Annotated in this window: 22 protein-coding genes; 10 read left to right on the plus strand and 12 right to left on the minus strand. The window is 37.9% G+C overall.

Annotation, left to right across the window (positions count from 1 at the left end):
- Nucleotides 1-17 precede the first annotated feature (17 nt).
- The 10 genes from L1967_RS11545 to L1967_RS11590 form a co-directional block, all read right to left on the minus strand.
- Entirely contained in the window at nt 18-3,749 is a 3,732-nt protein-coding gene (locus L1967_RS11545) for an AAA family ATPase (protein ID WP_249601784.1), read from the minus strand.
- 2 nt (nt 3,750-3,751) lie between these two features.
- Complete coding sequence (locus tag L1967_RS11550; protein WP_249601785.1) at nt 3,752-4,999, minus strand: exonuclease SbcCD subunit D; 1,248 nt, start codon at nt 4,997-4,999, stop codon at nt 3,752-3,754.
- 5 nt (nt 5,000-5,004) lie between these two features.
- Complete coding sequence (locus L1967_RS11555; RefSeq protein WP_249601786.1) at nt 5,005-5,691, minus strand: RloB family protein; 687 nt, start codon at nt 5,689-5,691, stop codon at nt 5,005-5,007.
- Nucleotides 5,676-6,968 (minus strand): AAA family ATPase, encoded by a 1,293-nt coding sequence (locus L1967_RS11560; RefSeq protein WP_249601787.1) that lies wholly within the window; start codon nt 6,966-6,968, stop codon nt 5,676-5,678. Before L1967_RS11560 ends, L1967_RS11555 begins: the two co-directional genes overlap by 16 nt.
- A gap of 80 nt (nt 6,969-7,048) precedes the next feature.
- Nucleotides 7,049-9,034, minus strand: a complete 1,986-nt coding sequence (mobC, locus tag L1967_RS11565; RefSeq protein WP_249601855.1) for a conjugal transfer protein MobC — start codon at nt 9,032-9,034, stop codon at nt 7,049-7,051.
- A 17-nt stretch (nt 9,035-9,051) separates the two neighbouring features.
- On the minus strand, nt 9,052-10,356 hold the full coding sequence (locus L1967_RS11570) for a relaxase/mobilization nuclease domain-containing protein (protein ID WP_249601788.1): 1,305 nt from the start codon (nt 10,354-10,356) through the stop codon (nt 9,052-9,054).
- On the minus strand, nt 10,344-10,733 hold the full coding sequence (locus L1967_RS11575; RefSeq protein WP_249601789.1) for a plasmid mobilization protein: 390 nt from the start codon (nt 10,731-10,733) through the stop codon (nt 10,344-10,346). The genes L1967_RS11570 and L1967_RS11575 overlap by 13 nt, the downstream gene beginning before the upstream one ends.
- A 235-nt stretch (nt 10,734-10,968) precedes the next feature.
- Complete coding sequence (locus L1967_RS11580; RefSeq protein ID WP_249601790.1) at nt 10,969-11,868, minus strand: toprim domain-containing protein; 900 nt, start codon at nt 11,866-11,868, stop codon at nt 10,969-10,971.
- A 235-nt stretch (nt 11,869-12,103) separates the two neighbouring features.
- Nucleotides 12,104-12,745 (minus strand): GNAT family N-acetyltransferase, encoded by a 642-nt coding sequence (locus tag L1967_RS11585; protein ID WP_249601791.1) that lies wholly within the window; start codon nt 12,743-12,745, stop codon nt 12,104-12,106.
- Nucleotides 12,746-12,806: 61 nt separating this feature from the next.
- Complete coding sequence (locus tag L1967_RS11590) at nt 12,807-13,385, minus strand: AAA family ATPase (RefSeq protein WP_249601792.1); 579 nt, start codon at nt 13,383-13,385, stop codon at nt 12,807-12,809.
- A 73-nt stretch (nt 13,386-13,458) separates the two neighbouring features.
- Between L1967_RS11590 and L1967_RS11595 the strand changes: the two genes are divergently transcribed.
- Nucleotides 13,459-13,749, plus strand: coding sequence for a hypothetical protein (locus L1967_RS11595; protein ID WP_249601793.1), 291 nt, complete (start codon nt 13,459-13,461; stop codon nt 13,747-13,749).
- Nucleotides 13,750-13,763: 14 nt separating this feature from the next.
- On the opposite strand, the gene L1967_RS11600 is transcribed toward L1967_RS11595, so the two are convergent.
- Nucleotides 13,764-13,973 carry a hypothetical protein gene (locus L1967_RS11600; RefSeq protein ID WP_119648689.1) on the minus strand — a complete coding sequence of 70 codons (210 nt, stop codon included), beginning with the start codon at nt 13,971-13,973 and terminating at the stop codon, nt 13,764-13,766.
- A 297-nt stretch (nt 13,974-14,270) separates the two neighbouring features.
- The gene (locus L1967_RS11605; protein WP_249601794.1) at nt 14,271-15,680 is read right to left on the minus strand and encodes an aminotransferase-like domain-containing protein; all 1,410 of its coding nucleotides are present in this window, start codon (nt 15,678-15,680) and stop codon (nt 14,271-14,273) included.
- 92 nt (nt 15,681-15,772) lie between these two features.
- On the opposite strand from L1967_RS11605, the gene L1967_RS11610 reads away from it, so the two are divergent.
- The 9 genes from L1967_RS11610 (at nt 15,773) to L1967_RS11650 (ending at nt 22,540) form a co-directional block, all read left to right on the plus strand.
- Nucleotides 15,773-16,675: an EamA family transporter gene (locus tag L1967_RS11610; RefSeq protein WP_249601795.1), complete on the plus strand. Its 903-nt coding sequence runs from the start codon at nt 15,773-15,775 to the stop codon at nt 16,673-16,675.
- Nucleotides 16,672-17,181 carry a GNAT family N-acetyltransferase gene (locus L1967_RS11615; RefSeq protein WP_249601796.1) on the plus strand — a complete coding sequence of 170 codons (510 nt, stop codon included), beginning with the start codon at nt 16,672-16,674 and terminating at the stop codon, nt 17,179-17,181. Before L1967_RS11610 ends, L1967_RS11615 begins: the two co-directional genes overlap by 4 nt.
- A complete protein-coding gene (locus L1967_RS11620; protein ID WP_249601797.1) occupies nt 17,178-17,642 on the plus strand; it encodes a GNAT family N-acetyltransferase in 465 nt (154 codons plus the stop codon). The genes L1967_RS11615 and L1967_RS11620 overlap by 4 nt, the downstream gene beginning before the upstream one ends.
- 6 nt (nt 17,643-17,648) lie before the next feature.
- The gene (locus L1967_RS11625) at nt 17,649-18,707 is read left to right on the plus strand and encodes a branched-chain amino acid aminotransferase (protein ID WP_249601798.1); all 1,059 of its coding nucleotides are present in this window, start codon (nt 17,649-17,651) and stop codon (nt 18,705-18,707) included.
- A 12-nt stretch (nt 18,708-18,719) separates the two neighbouring features.
- Nucleotides 18,720-19,679 (plus strand): YfiT family bacillithiol transferase, encoded by a 960-nt coding sequence (locus L1967_RS11630; RefSeq protein ID WP_249601799.1) that lies wholly within the window; start codon nt 18,720-18,722, stop codon nt 19,677-19,679.
- A 256-nt stretch (nt 19,680-19,935) separates the two neighbouring features.
- Nucleotides 19,936-20,664 carry an AAA family ATPase gene (locus L1967_RS11635; protein ID WP_249601800.1) on the plus strand — a complete coding sequence of 243 codons (729 nt, stop codon included), beginning with the start codon at nt 19,936-19,938 and terminating at the stop codon, nt 20,662-20,664.
- Complete coding sequence (locus L1967_RS11640; RefSeq protein ID WP_249601801.1) at nt 20,654-21,394, plus strand: YggS family pyridoxal phosphate-dependent enzyme; 741 nt, start codon at nt 20,654-20,656, stop codon at nt 21,392-21,394. Before L1967_RS11635 ends, L1967_RS11640 begins: the two co-directional genes overlap by 11 nt.
- Nucleotides 21,391-22,101 (plus strand): type 1 glutamine amidotransferase, encoded by a 711-nt coding sequence (locus L1967_RS11645; protein ID WP_249601802.1) that lies wholly within the window; start codon nt 21,391-21,393, stop codon nt 22,099-22,101. The genes L1967_RS11640 and L1967_RS11645 overlap by 4 nt, the downstream gene beginning before the upstream one ends.
- The gene (locus L1967_RS11650) at nt 22,085-22,540 is read left to right on the plus strand and encodes a PaaI family thioesterase (RefSeq protein ID WP_052123353.1); all 456 of its coding nucleotides are present in this window, start codon (nt 22,085-22,087) and stop codon (nt 22,538-22,540) included. Before L1967_RS11645 ends, L1967_RS11650 begins: the two co-directional genes overlap by 17 nt.
- Nucleotides 22,541-22,543: the final 3 nt, after the last annotated feature.

Raw genomic sequence — 22,543 nt, forward strand, 5'->3', positions numbered from 1 at the left:
CCTGTTTTTGTAATATCCTAATATCCAATTACCTCCACCGTACTCTTGCCACTTTGCTGTTTACTTACCTTGATTTGTACTGGTATCCGCTCTGTCATTTCCTGTACGTGGGAAATCACACCTACTTTTCGGCCTTGATTGTGCAATCGTTCCAATGCATCCATTGCTATATTGAGGGTAGCCGGATCAAGTGAACCGAAACCTTCGTCAATAAATAAAGATTCCACTTTCATGCGACTGGAAGACAGAGATGCCAAACCTAAAGCCAATGCCATTGATACCAAAAATGACTCTCCTCCGGATAGCGAATATACCGTGCGTACTTCATCCCCCATATCCTGGTCAATGACCTGTAATCCCAGCGAATTCGGAATTCGTTGCAAGACATATCGTTTACTCAATACTTCCAAATGAACATTGGCATAACTTAACAAAACATCAATGGTATATTCCTGGGCAATCTGACGGAATTTTTTTCCATCTGCCGAACCAATTATTTCATTCAGCTTTGCCCAATTTTCCACTATAGCCGCCTGCCTTTCAATATTCTGTAACAAGGTGCCGATACGCTGCTTGTTTAATTTGTCTTCTTTTATCTTAAAATCAATCTCATGGGCTTGTTGGGTATGCTGTTTTAGCAATTCCTGCGTTGCACTTCGCAATGTGACTAACTCTTCCAATGTTCGCTCCGAAGGCTGTTGGCCAGTATGAGTTGCCAATGTTTTCGTCCGTTCCTCCAATATGGATTTGATCTGCATTACCTTATCATCAATAGCACGTAAACTGTTTCTTTCTGTTTCTATCCAGTCTTGGCTAAAAATTAAAAGCTCAGCTAATTCGTCAAGGGTAAGTTCTGTTTCATACTGTTGATTATAATTTGCAACCCAATTAGCAAGTTGTCCTTTCTGGCCTGCTTCCTGTTTAGACAAACTGCTTATATCCTTTTCAAGTTGTTCGTGTTGTGCACTATTCCGAGTTAGATCTCCTTGTATTTTTTCTGCCGTTGTTCTTTGGTTCTCTAAGGTCTGTTTTGCAAAATCAATTGCCTCTTTTAGTCTTTTTTCCGTTTCCGCTACAGGAGCCCCTGCAAAAAGAGCCATTCTCTTATCAGATAATTCTTTGTTTTGGATTTGTATCGTAGAAAGCTTTTGCTCATTTGCTTGTACTTCTTTATGGATATTTGTTAGTTGCTCTTCTAGCCCGTTCCTTTTTTCTGTCAGTATAGTTTGTTTATGAGCATATTCTTCAAGTCGGGTTATATTGGTCTTCCATTCACCGGCAAATTTCTTGATGTCGGCCACAAAATCGCCTGGATTGGCCTGCCAGTTTTCAAACCACTGTTCCGATGAGAAATAGACAACTAAGGCCTGTCTTATCTCTTCCAGTTTTTTATCTTGATTTTGCTGTTCTATAGAATCATTTTTTTGCTGCTCCTCTAAAGATTTAAGAAGTCTTTCCGTATCCTTGACTTGATTTTCATTATTGTTTAATTCTTTTTCCAAGCTTGTAAGCTGTGCCTTATGAGCTTCCAATTGTTCTTTTTGCCTCTTATAAGCCTGTATATGTTCTTGTAATTGCTGTTGTCTTATTTTTTGTTGTTGCAATTGTTGTTGTAGCCAGGCAGTTCTTTCCTCAAGAGGATATTCATTACATTTCGTAGCTATCTGAAATTCTAACCATGTGGTTTGAAGTTCATTTAGGGATGTATTGTTCTGTAAGGTTTGATCTTCCTGCTCTCCAATTTTCTTTGTTAATTCTTGGCAATTTTGGTTCAGTGCGGTATATAAAGTAAATTGCTGTGTATAGTTAGCTTCTATTTTTGTATGCTCGGTTTCCAGTTCTAAAAGGACTTTATCAAGTCTCGGATGATGTGTTGCATACGGATGTTCAGTACTACCGCAAACCGGACAAGGCTCATTGGGTTCCAATTGATTTCGAAGCTGATCCACACTTTCTGCCGCCGCCAATTTTGCTTTTTCAAGCATTTTTAAAGAAGTAGCCTTTTCTGAGGTTGTACTTTCCAGAAGCTTTTGGGTCTCTGACAACTGAACGCTACTTTGTTCCAGTGCTTCTCTGTTTTCTTTAAGTGATTGTTGTAATTTGTTCTTTTCAAGGATAGCCTGGAACAGTAATTTCCAATGGGCTGTTGCAGCAATAAGATCTTCGATGGAAGTATCTAAGGAAATTTTTTCCTTTTCAACATCTTGGATAGAAATGTCCGATAATGCAGAATTTAAAGATTCGTATTCCCCTTGTTTTTGCTTCAGTGAATTTTGAATAATATGTTGTTGCTCCAATAAAGCCTGTTTCTCTTGTCGCTTCTTTGCTATATTTTCTTTTGTGGTATGAAGACGGGTATTATAATCTTGAAGACTTTTTAAAATACTTTCTGAATCGTTCAATTTGGATAATATCAGATGCTCCTGTTCTGCAATGGACTGGTAGTTTTTATGATCATCTTTCCATTGATTCAGTTTAACGATTCCCTCTTCAATAACTTCCAATTCTTTTTTAGTATCCGAATATTGATCTTTTTGTTGTGCTTCTTTTTTACAAACACTGGTCACATCTTCTGTAGCTTGCTTTATCTGTTCTGCCTTTTCACCAAGCTGTACGTCCAATGCTTTAGCCATATTTAGCAAAGGCTGTGCCTGCTGTTCTTCCTGTATCCTCTTGTTTAATGTTTCGGTTGCTTGCTGGAAGGCAGCATCGGATGATTTTTTTTGTTCTTTTAAACCATTTATCGTAGTAGAGAGTCCTTCTGCCTCTTTTGATCGAGAAGTAATCTGCTCCTGTACATTTTGTAGTCCAGTAATAATAGACCTTGCAGGCTGGACACGGGTAATCTGTTGAAATTGATACTCCCGGGGCTTTGCCTCTGTTTTTGCTATGATTGCCTTATTATGTATTTCGTTGGCGGACTCAACGCTTTCCTGTAATTTTTTAAGTTGTTCATGCCAGTCCAACTCTTTATTCAAATCAGTGATTTGCTTTTCGTCAGTTTCGATAGAGGATTTTAACTCCTTCTTCTGCTCTTGCAGTACATGCAATTCTTCGGAAGTAAGTGTAGCTATTCCTTCTCTTTGTAGGTTTAGTTGTCTTAGTTGTTGTTGTTCTTCTCGGTGGTGTTCATATATTTTTTTAGAAATTTCAGAGTAAATATGCGTCCCCGTCAATTTTTCTAATAAGGATGATTTTTCATCTTTACCTGCTTTCAGGAAAGCCGTAAAATCCCCTTGTGCCAATAAAACAGAACGGGTGAATTGTTCAAAATTCAACCCGACTAAACGCTCTATTTCTGTCAATAACTCCGTTTTTCTACCCGGTATATCCTGATTAGATGAGAGATTTTTCAAAGACATTTCGTAGGCCTGTAAATTGCCTTCAGCTTTATTGCGAGCTCTTCTTACACTCCATCTTGCTCTATAGTACTGGTCGTCAATACCAATAAAATCAACTTCTGCATAACCATTTGATGTTCCATCTCTTAAAATTCCACGTACATCGTCTTGTTTAATCGTACTTCCCTGTACATCAAGAATATCAATTCCATTCTCAGCCAATCTATATCGTGGTGTTCTGGCATAGAGCGCAAGACATAAAGCATCCAACACCGTGGATTTTCCGGCACCTGTGGGACCTGTTATGGCAAAAATCCCTGCGGAATAAAGTGGTTCTTCACTAAAATTAATCTCTGTATTTCCATCCAGAGATGCTAAATTTTGAATGCGTATAGACTGTATCTTCATACTTAAACCTCCGATTCATTTACTTCCTGTGCAACCTCCTGAAAAAGCTTTTGAAGGTCTTCGGGAATGGGATTATTGTATTTACTCTGGTAAACTTTATGTAACACTTCCAACGGTTGTAGTTCGTTAAGCTGTTCGGGGTTTACAATAGCATTTTCCTCTGATTTCATTGTAGAAGTACTATAGCGTACATCAATTTTTGACAGTCTAAAATTTTTACCGACAAGTACCTCTTCTACTTTGTGTCTAAGTCCGGGTTCCGGTCCTTCCAATAATACACGGACTTCCAGATAAGGTGCCGTATGGATATCCCCTTCAAAAACTTCTAACTGTTGTAATGAACTAAGGACTTCTGCAAGTGTGCTATGTACAGCCGGAACTCTTTTGAGCGGGACAGCAACTGGTATTTCGATGGTTCGCAGCTCTTCTAAATGGTCATTTTCTATGTCAAATACAACGACCTGATGTTTGTAATTTGTTTCGGAAAAAGACATTGGTAAGGGACTTCCACTATAACGAATATGCTCTTTTCCTCCAATTCGTTGTGCTTTGTGAATATGCCCTAATGCCACATATCGAATAGTATCATCAAATGCAGCTGCTGAAATACACTCCACGCCTCCCATGATCAATCTTTCCATTTTATCTATATCACTCACCTCAGCCTGTTGTGCATGCAAGTGGCCCATTGCTATGATAGCTTGTCCTGATTCTTTTTTAGAAGCAACATATTCATAAGCTTCTTTATAAAAAGAAGTAATGCCTTCTGCATAAGGGTTGGCACAATCCGGTATTGAAGGATAATCCCCCATTCGTAAAAATGGGACGGCGATACACCATACCTGTATATTACCATCCTTATCTTTTATAGGTATAGTGATTTTGCTATAATCAATTATCCCATTTTCGTCTTTTTCTATCAAGCCGACAATGTGGATATTAGAAGATTCCAGAAGCGGTTTGGGAGATTCTAATCGAGATGCCGAATCGTGATTACCAGCAGTAATAATGATTTGTAAATCAGAATTTCTTTTTACCGCTTGATTTAAAAATGAGTAAAACATCTTTATAGATGCTGCTGAAGGATTGGATAAGTCAAATACATCTCCACTGATTAATAAAACACCTACCTGTTCTGCTATCAAAGTCTCCAACAGCCAATCCAAGAACTGCCTATGTTCATATCCCCGGTCATATTCATGAAAGAGCTGTCCGATGTGCCAATCGGCCGTATGTAAAAATCTTATCATCTCATTTATTTTAATTTCATAAGTTCCTCCACCAACACCCACACCTCTGTACAAGGATTGTGATTGGCATAATCTTGACGCTGCCCATACTTACTTGATAACCGTTTCCCATTTCGGATAGCATCTTCTTGGCTACCATGCTCCTTTAGAAGTGCATACATCTGTTCACTGTTTTTCTCGTATCGGAATGTTTCTCCTAAAACAGGTTTTAGGCTGTTCTCAATTAACCCCTTAAAATCCCTTCTGGACATGGCATTTTCGTAATATTGAAAATGTAACAAATACCAAAGTTCAAAAGCCTCATTACTCCAGGCACATCCAATATCAGTATTTCCACAACGTTGAATAGCGGCATTAAAATCCTGTGGCGAAAAACTGTCCTTATCAAACACCACCCAGAGTTTATCCACCTGTCGGGTGGTACTTTTTTCATAAGCTTCTTTTAAACGTAAGGCTTCGTCCACCAATGATTGGGTATTCCGGCCTGTTCCTGCTATATCAATTTGATAGGCGGTCAACACACCCTTAGGTAAATCCTGCTTTAGCCCTTCAAAATAGTTAGGCTCCGTTGCTTCACCCTCACAAACAATAAGATAATACTTCCGTTTGTTGCGGATGTTTTTCTTCCGTTTTTGCTCTTCTCGTGCAAATCGCTTTAGCCGTTCATTGGGTATTTTTATTTTTCTTGCCATTCCGTTACAACATTTGACAGGTTACCAATAAACGGAATGGCTCCGTAACGTCCTTCTATATAATCTTTTTCAAAGGAACGGTCTTTACGAATCGTTTTTCCTTCTTCCTTATATTCTACCAAAGAATACATATCCGAAGCCCCATATTGATCCTTTTCTACAAAATAGATCTGGTCTCTCCGGTAATTACCATAGTATAATAAGTTCGTATCATGCGTTGCAAAAATGAGCTGTGCATTATTAGGATTAAATTGCTTTGAATTAAAAAGCCTTGTAACAGCCAGAGTCAACAGCGGATGCAGGCTGGCATCCAGTTCATCCACCACCAATACACCACCATCATTTAAAACATCAAATACAGGCCCGGAAATATTAAATATTTTGTTTGTGCCGGAGGATTCCTGACTACGCATATCAAATTCTACATCGCCTACAGCTTTACCTTGGTCATTATATTTCTTATGTATGGTTTTTATATCAATTTTATACGCCCCTTCTAAATCAGTTACTAATTGTCTCACAAGGCTTTCCGGCATATCATTGGGAAGCTCTTTGGCATCAAAAGGTTTTTTATTGATTGCTATATCATCAAATCCTAAATCCAACCTTTTATAGAAATTAAGTAGCTTAGAACTGGTCTGTTTATCCTCCAGCATCCCAAAAGTCACACCTTTATATCCCTCATGGGTGAGACCTGATATGGTAATGAAGTTATCAAACCATTTCATGATTTTTTTAGCTATTCTTCCATTAAACTGATCAGCCACGGCTAGAAATAATGCATTATCACGTGTACGCTCTTCCAAGTCCCTTCCTTCTGGGAAATTCCTGGTTACTTCTATACCGTCACCTTCACGAAGAAACATAGGTTTTTCAGCATTTTTGGGTGCTTCAAAAAGCCATTCGGCGTGTACCTGCTTATCATCTACTTCAAAACCATATCGATATCGAATATTATCAATGAGAAAAATTGCTTCAAAAAGTGAAGGAGATTTTTCGGTCCCCGTACTCAATAGGAAGGGAGTCACATCCAGCTCATCCGTTGAAGATTGGTCAAAAGATTGCAGAACCAAACGTCTCATGGTGGACATAGCTCGGACAAAATTACTTTTGCCACTGGCGTTGGCTCCGTATATCACGGCACCTTTCAACAAATCCCTGCGTTCGGTGGAGAATATATTCGTATCTATATGCTCCTTTATAGAGGTTGCAGCAAGACTCAGTGTTGTTTTTGCTTTGAATGAAAGAAAATTACCAACTGAAAATTCGAGTAACATATTTTTGTGTTTATGAGAAATTTTCTCAAAAATACGAAATATTAAAACACAAAATGAATTTTTTGAGATATTTTCTCATTTTAACCCTTCCTCACCACTATATGTCTCAACCCCGGATCATTCAGTAGCCGCTCCATTTCAGACTGGATAATATCCTGAATATCCCGTTTAATTTGGAAATAGTTTCGTTGTACCATGCCCGAATCCAACTTCCTTATGACTTCAATGTCATGGTAATTTTCTTCCTCACGCTTAAGGCTATCGTGGTCATTAATAATCTCACAATGGAAAGCTTTTAAATCAATTTTACAATCGGGATTATCGGCCACCATCCCCACAAATTCCCCGGAACTTAACCCTGATATTTTGGAAGGTGGTATGGCTGCTTCCAATTGTTTGGATCGACTAATCGAATTGTCTCCACTGTTGATGGAATAACTCTCCCTGTCCTGCATGATTTTCCCAAAGCGTTCCGATAGTTGTTTGGCCGTATCCCCCGTAACCTGACCACTAACGATATTCCCCGTAATATTCATAATTACATCGGCTTGCTCTCGACCATAGTCCTTACGGAGCTGACTAAAATCCTGAATCCCCAGGCAGGTAGAAACTTTATTGCTCCGTGCAGTGGCAATCAGACTATCCATATTGTTCAGGTAGATGGTTGGGAACTCATCAAAAATGAGACTACTCTTTAGCTTTCCTTTTTTGTTCACCAGCTTGATTAGCCGGTTTACATAGAGGGATAATACCGCTCCATAAATCTGTATTTTTTGCGGATTGTTTCCCATACACACAATCTTTGGATCATCGGGATTATTAATATCCAGATTGAAATCATTTCCTGATAACACATAGTATAATTGTGGGGATGAAAGCCTGGCCATTGCCACTTTTGCTGAGGCAATCTGACCTTCCAATTGTTCCATAACATCATTTAGGTATGCATTAACAAAAGGATTTATCAGTACTTCAATTTCCTTCTCGGTTCGTAATAATGTGAACAGGCTATCATAATCTACCTGCATTAATTCTATAACATGTGGTAAGGTGCAGAATTCTCCATCCTTGTATTTTTTCAGATACCAGATAATAGCGGTTAGAAAGTTGATCGGGGATTCCACAAAGAAGTCTCCCTGGCGTTTAATCCATTCCCTGTTTAACCCCATCAAAATAGTACGGGCACTTTCTGCCGCATCCGTAATATCGGTCATCGCTGAAGGCTCTAAGGGATTACACCGATGGCTACGGGTCAAATCATCGAAATTAATCACATAAAATGCCGGTGGCTTGGTATATCGATGTTGGTTTTTCAGCCAAGTGTTATAGGCTATTTTGGAAAGGTCATCAAACTTAAAGTCGTACACAAACATGGTAAACTTTTTGCGGATATGCTGGGTAATCACATGACGTATCACAAAGTAGGATTTCCCGGAACCGGGAGTTCCCAATACCATAATCGCCCGAAATGGATTAATGATATTGACCCAACTTTTCCGCTGCTTGTCTTTTAATTGATACTGCGCCGGAAGATTAATCGAGTATTCATTTTCCAGCAATCGTTCTTCCTGCGGGAAAGTTTCGTTTTCCTTATTAAAGATGTCCTTGTTATTAATTTTATTCCTGATGATTCGGGAAAGCAAAGTACCTCCTGTCAACACCAGAAGAAAGCCTATTCCTGTAAGTGCCATATACAGAATAGCAGTCGTCATTATAGGAGTATTCAACTTCATACACAGATAGCTGATAAAATAAATAAGCAGTCCGGTAATCAGGTAAGCAAAAGCCGTTCTGTGGTTTAATTTCTCATCCTTTTTTCCTTTGGCTCCTATAAGGGATATCCCCAAAAAACCAAGCGCAATTAATTTCGATTTATGAAAATTGTTAAACAATCCCGTCTTATAAATATTGCTTAAAATTCGGTCACTAAATGTGCTTTGCCATCCCCATAGTTCAAAAGCACTGTAGCAGTAATAATAGAAATGGATGATTAATATCATAATACTGATAAGCCTGGTCATATCCAGTATCTTTCTCAGTGCCTGTTCATTTTCTCCGGTATGCATTGCCATAGCTTTATTTTTTACTGATTATTATTCAGGTTTCTTTTTTTCTTCTTTTTACGTTTCTTTTTAAGCTGATTAGGTAGGTAATCCGAGGTGTTTTCTGCCTGGGTTAAAACCTCCAATACATTTTCTTTTCCTGTTGGTATAGTAGCAGATTGAACCTCTTTATCAGCTTCTTTGGTTTCTGCCGCAGCGGTAGTCTGTGGCTGTAACCCAATGGTTTGTTTCGGGTCGGGATGCCTTAGCAAATCCTGTCCTGAAACACCTTCCGACCAACACCTTTCCTGAATAGCTTTGGCACTATAGGCTTTACCCAAAGCACTTCCGTTAAAAACACATTTGGTTTGGTGATCCACATAGGTGATACCATATAAAATTCCGTTAGTGTTTTGCCTGAGTACAACATAAATCCCTTGTTTTTCTAATGCTTTTATTAGTTCTGGAATGGATATCTTTTTTGACAACAATTCCTTGTCCACAGCATTTTTTATCCGTCTTTTAAAAGGTGTTCTTTTTGCTACATTTTCTTTGAATTTCTGCTCTAGAAATTTCAGGGTAGGTTTATTATAAAACAAGCTGGCTTTGATAGGGACGCCTACCGGATTACCATCAGTATCTAGTACCCGATATAACAATCCGCCAGTCTGATAAACTTTTGAATTTTCTGTTCCCCGTTCTGCCTTTACATTATATTGATTGAGTACTGCATTCAGTTCCGGAAGGCTGGTATATTTGTATGGATTTATTACATTTTCCAGAATGTTTTGGATAGCCATTTTGGTTTGCGATTTACCATACTTTGCCTTGCCGACAGCTACGGGTTTTAACTTATAATTTTCATCTTTCTTTTGGGATTCGGCCTGCACCAAACCGAACTCTTTTTCCAGTGCTTTACGAGCTGGTTCAGATTTACGGATACCCAAATGGTGCAGGTCAATTCGTTTGCCATCGGCTTTAATATTGGTAGTGACCAAATGGATGTGTGGATGTCCTGCATCGTGGTGTTGATAGACCAGATAAGGTTGCTCACCGAAACCGATTTTATCAAGATAACTGTCGGCGATTTCAAGCAGTTTTTGCTTTGATAAATGGTGCTCTGAAACATCAAAATTGAGTGAAATATGGACACTATTCCGCTTTGTTTTTTCATTTAATTCCATCTGTTTCAAGAAACGATTGAGCTTCATGGTAAAGCTCATTTTATCTGGGTCAACAGGATAATTCCCTGCCCCGATACATTTCGCAACTCCTTGTTTCACCTTGTTTTCATTGTAGTTTAAAATGCGGTGAATGGAGTGCCCTGTTTTGATTACTGCAACCATATTTCCGCCATTTTTTGGATGTGCTTTTTAATCTCATCCACTTTATTGAACAGGGTTCGTTTTTCCACTTCATAGGCAATCAGCCAGCTTTTAAATTCTGTAATTTTTTGAAGCGTATGGAGTTTTTTTACCGCCTGATTAAAGTTGTTGCCTACGTGGTTAAGTTCTTTTCTAAGCTGAGCCATTTCTGCCATAAAATCATCGACAGATTGGTTGCGGTAGGTAGTTACAATGGGCTTTTCAAAAAGGCTGCGTCGAACATATTCGCTTAGCTTTCGGCAGGTACTGTTTTGCCATTTCTTTTCGATTTTTTCATACTCATCGGGTGTTAAACGCAGCCCGACAATGCGTGTTCTGTTTGATTTTTTTCCTTCCATCTCCTTCTCCTTTATCACGTTATCAAACTCAAAAATTCATTCTATACGACCTGCCCACGAGTTCCGAGTGATAGGCAGCAAGATGTCGGTTGTTTAACAACCGTTCATCTTGCCGTTTGCAGGAACGTTGCAAACTCGCCGTCTTGCCAAAGTCTCCCAGCTGCTTATTATGCACTTTCAGGGATTTTGGCGATTTTCTAAATAGTGAAGTTTTCTAAAATGCTTAACAATACTATTACAGTTTATTCCCTAAGCGTTTCTTCTGCTGCTTTCCAATATGCACAAGCCAGTCATTAAGGTCTTTGTGGTTTTGGTAAAGCTTGCTATGATCGTTATATTTCTTGCTATTAGACAATGCTTCCCTGGCAACTTTTTGTCCAGCAGCATCATTGTCCAAATACAGGTTTATTGACTTGTGCGATTCCAGAAATGGACGTGCTTTTTCAAACAGGGAGAGAGAATTTAAAATGACAAAATCAGAAGTATTATTTATCTCATTTTCTCTGATACTTTTGAACGAAAGAAAATCCATAAAGCCTTCGAATACAGCCACCTCATCGGAAGCATTTTTTACTGTGGTAATGTCCTTTGGAGAACTGCTTGCTTTGAAATAAGGATTACGTATTTCAAAACCGCCGGAATCATTTTTAAAACCAATCCCATAATAGTTTTTAGCATTCAATTCATAATATACTTCCCGGCAATATCGGGTTGCAACTTCAACAGGGATTTTTCGTTGTTCCAAGTAGCGTATCAATGCATGTGAACTAAGTGCAACATCTTTTAAAATTTTAAGTTGATGCTCCGGTTCATTTTTTCTTTTGGGAAAACTTTTTGAGGGCTCTTGAAAAGAAAAACCACCATTCATTTCTTTTAGAAATTCTCCAACGGAACAATCAAAATATTGAATCCCAAAATCGATAATATTGCCTCCTTCACCAAGGCCATGATCGTACCATCGGTTCAGCTTTCGATTTACCTTAAATGAGGCTGTATTTTCTTCCCTTAACGGAGAACGATACCAGTAGTCATTGTTCCTGATTTTTGAAGGTTCATGACCTAATAAGGACAGGTACTGAACCATATCCATTTCCTTAGCTTCTGTAATAGAAAGTTTTTGTTTCCTGAAATCCATAACCGCATATTTTCATCTTCACTATTCAGTTTACTGACGTAAAGTTAAACAAGTGGTATGGCTTTTACCCATCCTCTCTATATTTTGAATGGGATGGTAGTCAGGATATTAAAAGGTATTCCAGAATTAATTTTACTCAATCCACACTTCCCTGGATAGGATATTCTTCTTTTAAAGGAAAAAGTTTTATTCGGTATATGAGAGAATACTCTTATATGATAATAAGAAGAATAATTTAATTTGTAATAACAATAGAACTATATAGAGAATATAGCTCCCAGCCTAAAGATTCGTATAAAATTTTCCCTTCCTCAGTTGCTACTAAAAAATTTTTGAACACACCTTTTGAGATAGCGATTTTCTCTAATTCACTCATAACAAAAGTTGCAAGACCTTTTTTTCTATGATTGATGTCTGTTATAATTCTATCATACACTGCCATGTCATCTAAAAGTACAACCCTGCCTATTGAAGCTAATTGTCCTCCATACGTAACAACCCTTATCACATATGTTGAATTATAAGACTCCTTTTCTAAAGTATATTCACTTCCTAAAAACCCATTCTGAAACGTCATCTGTTTAAGGCAAGACATCATATATCCTTGGGGTTGAATTTTCCATTTAGGAGAGACTATATCTTTGAATTCTTCTGGTGAGGCACAAACTTTCAAAAAAATCCAAGGATCACTAATATTTTTTGATAATTGAAAAAAGTCTTTGTTGAGTACTGGAAACACATAACGTACTTTCTGTTTTTTTTCTCCAACATCTACTCTAAAACCAGACTTATACCTAACAGGAAGAGAAACCTGTCTTGACAACGACCAAGCTCTTAGCCATTTTTCAATAATATTTGAAGAAACACCAAATTCCATGATTATATATTACTCTGGTAAAGGTAAATGTTTTATTGCGAATGTTAGAAAGATAATAATACTATGAACAGTTGCTTATCAAATGTTTAATTATGAAATTAACTCTCTTTAAAATTGTAGTTTTAGGCAGTTCAACTAATTTATACCCCAAGAAAGAATAGCTTTCCTTCATGATATGATACGTAGCAACTGCTTCTTCAAAAGTCTGTTTTCTTTCGGCATCATTTGCATAAATAGCTTTCCAAGGTGGAGTTATAAAAACCGTAGTATTATATCGGTTTTCTTTCGCTGCCCGCCACATTGTTTCAGGAATGGAAATATTGCACAGTTTTAGGTATCCGATAACATCTGGAATACCACGGTCAAAAAATGTCAATCCACACTTCTCCGATACATTTTGAAAATCTTTAAGGGATTGCTGAAACATAGCCATTGCAAATCCTTCTTTATCAAGCCACGGTAAACGATTTCCATATGTTTTAATTTCTTTTTGGATAATACTTCTACCGGTTTCTGCAACCGAATGATATCCCATAACTGAAAGTTGTTCTATCACGGATGTCTTTCCCATTCCGGGACCTCCTGAAATAATAATAGCGTTTGATTTGTTTTCCATAGTTCTAATAATTATCTCCTTCATATTTTGATGAGGATGATTTCTTTTACTCTTAATACTTTTGTTATTAATGTTGAATGATTTAAAACGTGTGATTATGTTGACAACAAATGATGTAGCCAAAGTTTATGATACCATCTTAAGTATCCCTGGCATGAATGACACAGTGAAGATTGATTTGAGGATCTCACGTAAAAATGTGCTATTACTAAACCATGTAATTGAGCGTGGATTGGTCGTGAAAAATGATGAGAAAAATGATGGACTTCTATCTAATGTGCCCGAAGAAAATCTGGAAGAATTGAAAAGTATTGCCGATCAATATCTCGAAAAAGCCGGACTTATTGAACTCAAAGAAAAGTTGAATGAGTTAGGAAATGGGAAGTAACGTATTCAGGCTGGTTATTCGGTTATCCAGCCTTCTTCTTTTCTGATATTTTGAACCTTGTTTGCTATGAGCCAATCTTCAAATAATGAATCGTTAATAGGAGTAAATTTAATAAATTCTCCTGAGGATAGCATTAAGGTAAAATCTTTTGCTACGGTAATGTATTTGAGGAGTTCTGAAGCTGAATAATGAAATCCGGGAAAATGCTGGGCGGCTGCTTTCATATCAATATTTTTATGGATTAATACCGCCTGATTTAAAATAGCGCAGGCAGCAACTTACAGCACTGAGGTCTTAGGAAACCCAACAACAATAAGTGCGCCCACGCAGTAGCATGAGCGTTCTTCACTTGTTGTCCTGCTGTTATCGAAATTTCCTAAGTTTCAGTGCCGGACTCAAAGCAAAACGCTTCAAGAATATTTTTTACAAAGATAGCTTTTTGGGTTCAAACTTTATATAAAAAGATGTCCTTACAAATAGCTATCTATACCTAGTAAATCATAGAACAGATTATTTAACAATTACGACATTCTTTTAGCTATTCTTCCTAATAACTTTAGTTTGTCATCAATATGTTCTGACCAAGGTTGGCCATAGCTTAGCCGCATACAATTGTTAAATTGATTTTGTAGCGAAAACATCCTGCCCGGAGCTATGCTTATATTTTGAAGCATCGCTTTTTCATACAATGCTGCCGTATCTATTTTCTCTTCCAATTCTACCCACAGCATGAATCCTCCCTGAGGGTTGCTGATTTTTGTTTTTTCCGGAAAATACTCTGCTATTGCCCTGGCATAGTGTAAACTGTTGGCGTATAATGTTTTTCGCAACGTTCTCAAATAATTCTCATAACGTCCTTTCTCCAAAAAGTTGGCAATTGCTTCTTGTGTTATGGTTGTGGAAGAAACGGTATGGATCAATTTCTGATGAATGATTTTATCTTTGAATTTTCCGGGGGCTATCCAGCCTACCCGATAGCCCGGGGCAAGCGTTTTAGAAACCGATCCTATCCATAAAACCAATCCTTCTTTGTCAAACGCCTTACAGGGCTTAGGGCGGTTGCTTCCAAAATATACATCTCCATACAGATCATCTTCTATCAAAGGAATTCCATATCTGGCTAGCATAGAAACCACTTCCTTTTTATGTGCATCAGGCATACAACTCCCCAATGGATTGTTGAAATTAGAAATCAGGATACAGGTTTTAATTTTAGGAATTACTTTTTTTAAAGCTTCCAGTTCCACGCCGGTAATAGGGTTTGTAGGAAGTTCAATAACGTGCAGCCCCAGGCTTTTTGCGAGTTGTAATATTCCGAAATAAACAGGGCTTTCTACTGCAATGGTATCTCCCTTTTTGGTAAGTGCCATCAATGCAAATGAAAGGGCATTCATTGCCCCTGCGGTAGTAATAATGTCTTCCTTCTGCAAATTACCATTCCAGGTATAGGTAAACCGGGCAATATCCCTGCGTAGCTTTTGGTTCCCCTGTATATTTTCATACTCAGTTCCACCTCCCTTAAGGTTTCGCATGGCATTCACCAGTTCCTTGTTCAATTTTGCTATAGGCAACAATTCATTCTCCGGTACTCCCAAAGAGAATCGGGTAATCCTGGTATCATTTAATGAGGTATATACTTTAGCGATTAGGCTTTCCACACATTCCGGCTCCTCAATTCCTTCTGGATTACTGGTTGAGGGTACAGATAATTGATTGGGTTTGTAATTAACAAAATACCCTGATTTAGGTCTGGAGATAATTAACCCTTGTGATTCCAGTTCCAGGTAGGCCTGAATAACCGTGTTCATACTAACCCCATATTCTCTCTTTAGATCTCTAAGAGAAGGCATTTTTTCCCCGGTCTTTATAGTGCCGCTTTGAATCTGATCTGATAATGTTTCGGCAATTTTTTGATATAGTGTAGTCTTCATTATAAAATCTGTATCCCTCAAAATTAATAAAATTGTATCTGTAACCATTCATTTTTTCTGCTTTATTTTGTTATAAAAATTACCTACTTGCTATGAATAAAAATCTATTAGCCTATTTATCTCTTAGTATCGTATGCTTGGTATGGGGCTCTACCTACTTTGCAATCCGAATAGGCGTAGCCACTTTTCCTCCCTTTCTATTTTCTGCTATTCGGCAAATCATGGCAGGAGGCATCATGCTGGTCGCATTAAAAATCATTGGAAAACTTCAGCTTAGAAGATCGGATTTACTTAATCAATCCATTACCGGGATTTTAATGGTCACTTTAGGCAATGGCGTAATTGGTTGGTGCGAACGTTACATTACCAGTGGACTGGCCGCATTGATATTATCACTTATTCCTGTATTTGTGGTAGTAATCAGCTATCTGTTTGGTTTTGATAGAAGAAGACCGCACATTTTGATCTTATTTGGATTGATATTGGGTTGTTTGGGAATCATACTCATTTTCAGGGATAATCTAAAAGATATTGCCAATCCGGAATATTTTCTAGGAATGCTTATTGCATTTGGAGCCTGCCTGGCATGGGCTTCGGGAAGTGTCTTCAGTAAGTTCAAAATTTTAAATCATAAAAGTGTTTTCCAAAATGCAGCCTTACAACTGCTCACGGGAGGGATTGCATTAGTGCTTTTTAGCCTCTTTTTAGACGACTACACAGAGCTAAAAGTAATTTCAGGCAAAAGTATATGGGCATTGGCATACCTTATCGTATTTGGCTCTATTATCGCTTACTCCAGTTTTGTATATGCCCTGAAAAATTTACCCATTGGTGTCTCCTCTTTATACGCATACATTAATCCTTTTATAGCCATTATGCTAGGGTATTTTTTCCTGAATGAACCCCTTACGGATATAACGCTATTAGCTTTAACCGCTACACTTTCCGGTGTGTATTGTATTAACAGAGGATATCTAAAAATGGTAATACAATGAGAATAGAACAAACCATCATAACAGATATTTCCAGTGTTGAAAAAATATACACAGAAGCAATTGCATATCAACATCATCAAACTGGTTACAGTTGGTATCCATTCAGCTCATCTTTCATAAAACAAGAGATTGAAGAGAAAAGAAATTTTAAGGTAGTGACTGACGAAGATGAAATTGCAGGCGTTTTTTCCGTAATGAATGTTGACCCCATCATTTGGAATGATGATAAAGGAAAGGAAGCCATCTATCTACATCGAATGGCAATTCTCAACAATTACAGAGGGAAAAATATAGCTAAAAGAGTTGTAGAATGGGCTATGATTGAAGCCTTTAAAAGCAAAAAGAAATTTATAAGAATTGATACCTGGGCCAATAATAAGAAATTGATAACCTATTGCCAAAACTTAGGGTTCCGGTTAATCGGGAAAAAACAATTGCCCCCTAAAAGTAATCTTCCTGCCCATTACAACAATATTGAAGTCAGCTTATTTGAAATAAAATTATGACAAACATACACATAGCACCATACCGTCCTGAATGGCAACCTTACTTTGAAAAATTCAACAAAGCTTGGATTGAAAAACATTTTGTATTGGAAGCTATTGACAACTATGTCCTAACTCATCCTGAAGAAGCTATTTTAAAAGATGGGGGAGAAATTTTATTTGCGCTTCATAATCAAACGGTAATAGGTGCAGTGGCACTGAAAAAAATAGACAATGCTACTATGGAACTTACCAAAATGGCTGTGGACGAGGCTTTTCACGGACTTGGGGCAGGTACAATACTATGTAAATCAGCCCTAGAAAAGGCAAAAGAACTAGCAGTAAAAAAATTAGTGCTTTATACCCAATCTGCTTTAAAACCTGCTTTAAGTATTTATAAAAAATTTGGGTTTCAACAAATACCCATAGAACAGGGCATTTATAAAAGAGCAGACACTAAAATGGAATTAAACATAAAATAGTAAGCTATGGAAACACTGGCAATAGACATTCACAAAAATAATCAGAGTAAACAATCAGCATTCAATTATGATGATTTTAATTTTGGGACACAGCTTACCGATCACCTATTCCTGAGCGAATATGATAAAGGAAACTGGAGGTCTCCAAGAATTGTACCCACACAACATTTTTCATTAAGTCCTTTTGCGCTTTGTCTTCACTATGGGCAAACCGTTTTTGAAGGAATGAAAGCTTTTCGTCAAGATAACGGACAAGTACATATTTTTCGCCCCGAAAAGCATCACCAACGTTTCAATCGTTCTTTGGAGCGTATGTGCATGCCGCCCATAGAAAAAGAGCTTTTCATCAATGCTTTGGAAGAATTAGTAAGGCTTGAACAGCATTGGATCCCACAGGATAAAGAAGTAAGTCTATATATCCGTCCCTTTGTTTTTGCTACGGAGCCACGTTTGGGGGTTAAAGTGGCTGATAACTATACGTTTTGTATTACCTGTACCCCGATGGGGCTGTACTATCCCAAACCGGTAAGGGTAAAAATTGAAACCGAATACGTTAGGGCAGCAGAAGGCGGTGTGGGCTACGTGAAATGTGGCGGAAACTACGGAGCTGCCTTTTACCCTACACAACAGGCAAAAGAACAGGGGTTCGATCAAATTATCTGGACAGATGCCAAAACACATCAGTTTTTGGAAGAAGCCGGAACTATGAATATGATGGTTATGCTCAAGGATACACTCATCACTCCACGTTTAAGCACTTCTATCCTGGATGGGGTAACCCGAAATTCCATTATCCAAATTGCCAGGGATAAAGGAATGAAGGTGGAAGAACGGGCTATCGGCTATCAGGAACTGGAAGATGCGTTTAATGCCGGAAATCGAGTGGAACTTTTTGGTGTGGGTACTGCAGCAGTTATTTCCCCTGTATATAGCATTCAGATACAAGACAAAGACTATTCTCCTTATATAGGGGACGATGCTATGATGTTTCAACTGAAAACAGCTTTGGAGAACATCCGAAAAGGAAGAGCAAAAGACACCCACTCGTGGAATCACTTTATCTAAAATAAGCATCGTATGAATGAAAAAGATCAATATCCAATAGGCCGATATATAGAAAACCTGGAATTACCTCAGCAGATGCAACAACAATGGATTGCTACTATTGCATCATTGCCTTTCCGTATCAAAGAAGAAGTACAGTCGCTCACGCAGCTTCAATTGGACACCCCGTACCGGGAAAATGTTTGGACAGTCAGGCAGGTCATTCATCATCTGGCAGACAGTAATATAAATTGTTTTGCACGTATCAAATTTGCGTTGACCGAAGAAAATCCAAGTATTAAACCTTTTGCAGAAAAGCCTTGGGCAGACCTGTTTGATGCCAAACTAACAGACATTGCCCCTTCTCTAAAAATACTCGAAGGGATTCATGAGCGCTGGGTTGCTCTTTTGGAAAATCTGGAAGAAAAGGATTGGCAAAAATCCTTTTTTCATCCTGAACTCCAAAAAAAAACAGACTATAGCTCAGGCAATGGACAAATACAGTTGGCACTGCAAACATCATTTGGCGCACATTGTAAATACAAAAGAAAAAATGGGATGGAATTGAGGAAAAACTACAGCATAAAAACAGGGTATAACAATATGGATATCCAGGCTATTCACCAATTTCTATGCATGGAGAGCTATTGGGCTAAAGGAATTTCGAAGGAACTGGTTGAAAAAGCTTTGCAGCACTCTTTTTGTATCGGGGTGTTTCTAGCTGACAAACAAATAGGCTTCGCCAGACTGATTACAGATTATACCACATTTGCTTATTTGGCAGATGTGTATATTCTGGAACAGCACCGAGGAGAAGGACTATCCAAAAAACTGATGGAATATATAATGAGTTTAGACAACGTAAAAGGAATGAGAAGGATATTATTGGCTACACTCGATGCACACGCACTATATAGCAAATTCGGTTTCCAATCTCCTGAACACCCGGAAAGACTTATGGAGATAAAAAGAAATAATTTATACAGCAAATAGCTGTTGAAATAACATAAAAGGTCGGATGGCTGAGTGGTTAGGCAAGGATACGCAATATCCTTTACAATGGTTCAAATCCATTTCCGACCTCAAATCAATAACCTTGGGGCGATTCCACAATTTATGAATCGAACCACCTTTTTAAAATTTTGGGGCAAGCCTCGAAAAAAGAGTCCCTCAATTAGGAATTAAAACTTTAGAAAATACAACCAATATTCATTTTCGAAAAATGAATATTTAGGATAGCAATAAATTTATGAATGTATATGATCTGCTTATAAATGATAAAGAAAAGGTTCTCCTTGATGAAGTTTTACTTGACTGTGAAAATCAAAATCAAATAAAGCAACTCATTAGGGAACACAAACACATTAACGAACTATCAAAATACGGGCTGCCTGTTAATAATAAAATTTTGTTTCACGGCAGTTCAGGATGTGGTAAAACAATGACTGCAAAAGCTATTGCAAGTAGTTTGGGTAAAAACATCCTTATACTCAATTTGAGCAATATTGTCTGTTCTCGAATAGGGGAAACATCAAAAAACCTCAAACAGATTTTTGATAAAGCAGGCAGAGAAAAGTCGGTGTTGTTTTTAGATGAATTTGACCAAGTAGGCAAAGCAAGAGGAAGCGATGAAAAGGATGTAGGGGAAATGAGAAGATTAGTAAATACCATTATCCAATTAATGGATTATTTCCCTGAAAATGCCTTATTGATTTGCGCCACGAATCATAAGGAAATGATTGACACAGCACTGATAAGGAGATTTCAGATTAGGATTGAATACAGCTTGCCTAGCAAGGAATTATTAGACAGCTATTACAACAAATTGCTGGCTGTATTTCCCGAAAATATACAAACTATTAAAAGGGATTATAGTCTATCATTTGCTGAAGCTAAAGATTATACCTACACACTTATAAAATCTATGTTGCTGGATGAGTTAGAGCAACAGGAAAAAACAATGCAATATGAACAGTGAAATAATACATAACCTGCAAACTATTCAACAGCGAATACAAAACGCCTGTACCGAAAGCAATCGTGATTGTAGTGAGGTAAAATTACTATTGGCCACCAAAACCGTTTCGGCAGAGCGTATTAAAGCAGCCTTAAATTTAGGACAAACATTGATTGCCGAAAATAAAGTGCAGGAATTGAAAGCTAAATACGATGCCTTAAAAGGCACCCCGCACATCAGTCATTTTATCGGGCATTTACAGACCAATAAGATCAAAGAAATTTTAAAATATGAGGTCTCTTGCATTCAATCCCTTGACCGGTTGGACTTAGCAGAGAAATTACAACAGCGATTGGAATTTGAGAACAAGAAAATAGAGGTTTTTATACAAGTAAACACTTCTAATGAAGAAAGTAAATTCGGTGTACATCCAAGCAAAGCTATTGACTTGGTGCAACAAGTAGCAAAATTCGATAGACTAAAAATAAAAGGATTAATGACCATAGGATTATTTAGTGCCGAAACGGAAAAAGTCCGTCAATGTTTCCGCTTGCTGAAAAACATACAGCAGGAAATTATTGCTTTAAATATCCCCAACGTGGCAATGAAGGAATTGTCAATGGGAATGAGTGCAGATTTAGAAACAGCCATAAAAGAAGGGGCTACAATAGTCAGGGTGGGCACAGCAGTCTTCGGGCAGCGTATGTACCCTGACAGTTATTATTGGAATGAAAATAAAGCATGCCTATGAATGTCCATTATTTACAACACGTACCCTTTGAAGGTTTAGGAGCCATTAAAATCTGGTTGGATGACAAAGAACACAAAATATCCTCCACAAAATTTTATGATCCCGGGTTTCTACTACCTGATATTTCAGAGATAGATGCCTTGATTGTACTGGGAGGCCCAATGAGTATTCACGAAGAATCGGTATATCAATGGTTAAAGGCAGAAAAATTGTTTATCAAATCCTGTATAGCCGCAGGCAAAAAAGTATTGGGAATTTGTTTGGGTGCACAACTCATTGCGGATTGTTTAGGTGCAAAAGTAACTCCTGCCACTCATAAAGAGATAGGTTGGTTTCCGGTTTTCCCTACCGAAGAAAGTAAAAAGCTACCTTGGTTTTATAAGCTGTTCAGCAATAAACCCATCGTCTTTCACTGGCACGGAGACCGGTTCGATATTCCTGATAACGGAAGTTTAGACCTATTGTATTCAGAAGCTAATGCGCATCAGGCTTTTTACTACAATAAAAATGTAATAGGACTTCAATTTCATTTGGAAGTAACACAAACCAGCTTATTGCAAATGCTTGAAAATGGAAAAGAAGACATAGAACCGCTTCTTTATGTACAATCTGAAGCAGAAATCCATACAGGGGTACAAAACACAAGTACGTGCAACACACTTATGAATGAATTTTTAAATAATTGGTTCTATGAAAACAATCAGTAACGAACGAAAAAAGCAATTACAGGAAAGTTTTAACCGTTCCAAAATGATGGAATTATTTGGAGCAGAAATAACCGGAATTGGCGAGGGCTATTTTGAAATTACCGTTGCTAAACAAGAATTTATGGCTCGCCCCGCAGGAATGTTCAACGGCAGTACCATTGCTACTTTAGTAGATGTTTCCTCTGGTTATGCCGGAGCTTCGGCAAAACCGGAAGACAGTTACTTTACTACGGTTGAATTAAAAGTGAATTATCTAAATCCCGCTTTTGGAGAACAATTGGTGGCTAAAGCGCAGGTGGTAAAAAACGGAAAAGTACTTACTGTGGTACGTTCGGATGTATTTAGTATTACGAATAAAGGCGAGGAAACACTAGCGGCAACTTCATTAGTAACCTTAATGCAGTTATCTAAAAAAGCGCCTGACAAACAAATAGATTAGGCA

The sequence above is a fragment of the Zunongwangia pacifica genome (assembly GCF_023499215.1).
Classification (GTDB): domain Bacteria; phylum Bacteroidota; class Bacteroidia; order Flavobacteriales; family Flavobacteriaceae; genus Zunongwangia; species Zunongwangia pacifica.

Excerpts from the sequence above, each read along its gene's own strand:
- L1967_RS11545 (WP_249601784.1), bottom strand. The coding sequence starts at position 3,749 with ATGAAGATACAGTCTATACGCATTCAAAATTTAGCATCTCTGGATGGA.
- L1967_RS11550 (WP_249601785.1), bottom strand. The coding sequence starts at position 4,999 with ATGATAAGATTTTTACATACGGCCGATTGGCACATCGGACAGCTCTTT.
- L1967_RS11555 (WP_249601786.1), bottom strand. The coding sequence starts at position 5,691 with ATGGCAAGAAAAATAAAAATACCCAATGAACGGCTAAAGCGATTTGCA.
- L1967_RS11560 (WP_249601787.1), bottom strand. The coding sequence starts at position 6,968 with ATGTTACTCGAATTTTCAGTTGGTAATTTTCTTTCATTCAAAGCAAAA.
- mobC (WP_249601855.1), bottom strand. The coding sequence starts at position 9,034 with ATGCATACCGGAGAAAATGAACAGGCACTGAGAAAGATACTGGATATG.
- L1967_RS11570 (WP_249601788.1), bottom strand. The coding sequence starts at position 10,356 with ATGGTTGCAGTAATCAAAACAGGGCACTCCATTCACCGCATTTTAAAC.
- L1967_RS11575 (WP_249601789.1), bottom strand. The coding sequence starts at position 10,733 with ATGGAAGGAAAAAAATCAAACAGAACACGCATTGTCGGGCTGCGTTTA.
- L1967_RS11580 (WP_249601790.1), bottom strand. The coding sequence starts at position 11,868 with ATGGATTTCAGGAAACAAAAACTTTCTATTACAGAAGCTAAGGAAATG.
- L1967_RS11585 (WP_249601791.1), bottom strand. The coding sequence starts at position 12,745 with ATGGAATTTGGTGTTTCTTCAAATATTATTGAAAAATGGCTAAGAGCT.
- L1967_RS11590 (WP_249601792.1), bottom strand. The coding sequence starts at position 13,385 with ATGAAGGAGATAATTATTAGAACTATGGAAAACAAATCAAACGCTATT.
- L1967_RS11595 (WP_249601793.1), top strand. The coding sequence starts at position 13,459 with ATGTTGACAACAAATGATGTAGCCAAAGTTTATGATACCATCTTAAGT.
- L1967_RS11600 (WP_119648689.1), bottom strand. The coding sequence starts at position 13,973 with ATGAAAGCAGCCGCCCAGCATTTTCCCGGATTTCATTATTCAGCTTCA.
- L1967_RS11605 (WP_249601794.1), bottom strand. The coding sequence starts at position 15,680 with ATGAAGACTACACTATATCAAAAAATTGCCGAAACATTATCAGATCAG.
- L1967_RS11610 (WP_249601795.1), top strand. The coding sequence starts at position 15,773 with ATGAATAAAAATCTATTAGCCTATTTATCTCTTAGTATCGTATGCTTG.
- L1967_RS11615 (WP_249601796.1), top strand. The coding sequence starts at position 16,672 with ATGAGAATAGAACAAACCATCATAACAGATATTTCCAGTGTTGAAAAA.
- L1967_RS11620 (WP_249601797.1), top strand. The coding sequence starts at position 17,178 with ATGACAAACATACACATAGCACCATACCGTCCTGAATGGCAACCTTAC.
- L1967_RS11625 (WP_249601798.1), top strand. The coding sequence starts at position 17,649 with ATGGAAACACTGGCAATAGACATTCACAAAAATAATCAGAGTAAACAA.
- L1967_RS11630 (WP_249601799.1), top strand. The coding sequence starts at position 18,720 with ATGAATGAAAAAGATCAATATCCAATAGGCCGATATATAGAAAACCTG.
- L1967_RS11635 (WP_249601800.1), top strand. The coding sequence starts at position 19,936 with ATGAATGTATATGATCTGCTTATAAATGATAAAGAAAAGGTTCTCCTT.
- L1967_RS11640 (WP_249601801.1), top strand. The coding sequence starts at position 20,654 with ATGAACAGTGAAATAATACATAACCTGCAAACTATTCAACAGCGAATA.
- L1967_RS11645 (WP_249601802.1), top strand. The coding sequence starts at position 21,391 with ATGAATGTCCATTATTTACAACACGTACCCTTTGAAGGTTTAGGAGCC.
- L1967_RS11650 (WP_052123353.1), top strand. The coding sequence starts at position 22,085 with ATGAAAACAATCAGTAACGAACGAAAAAAGCAATTACAGGAAAGTTTT.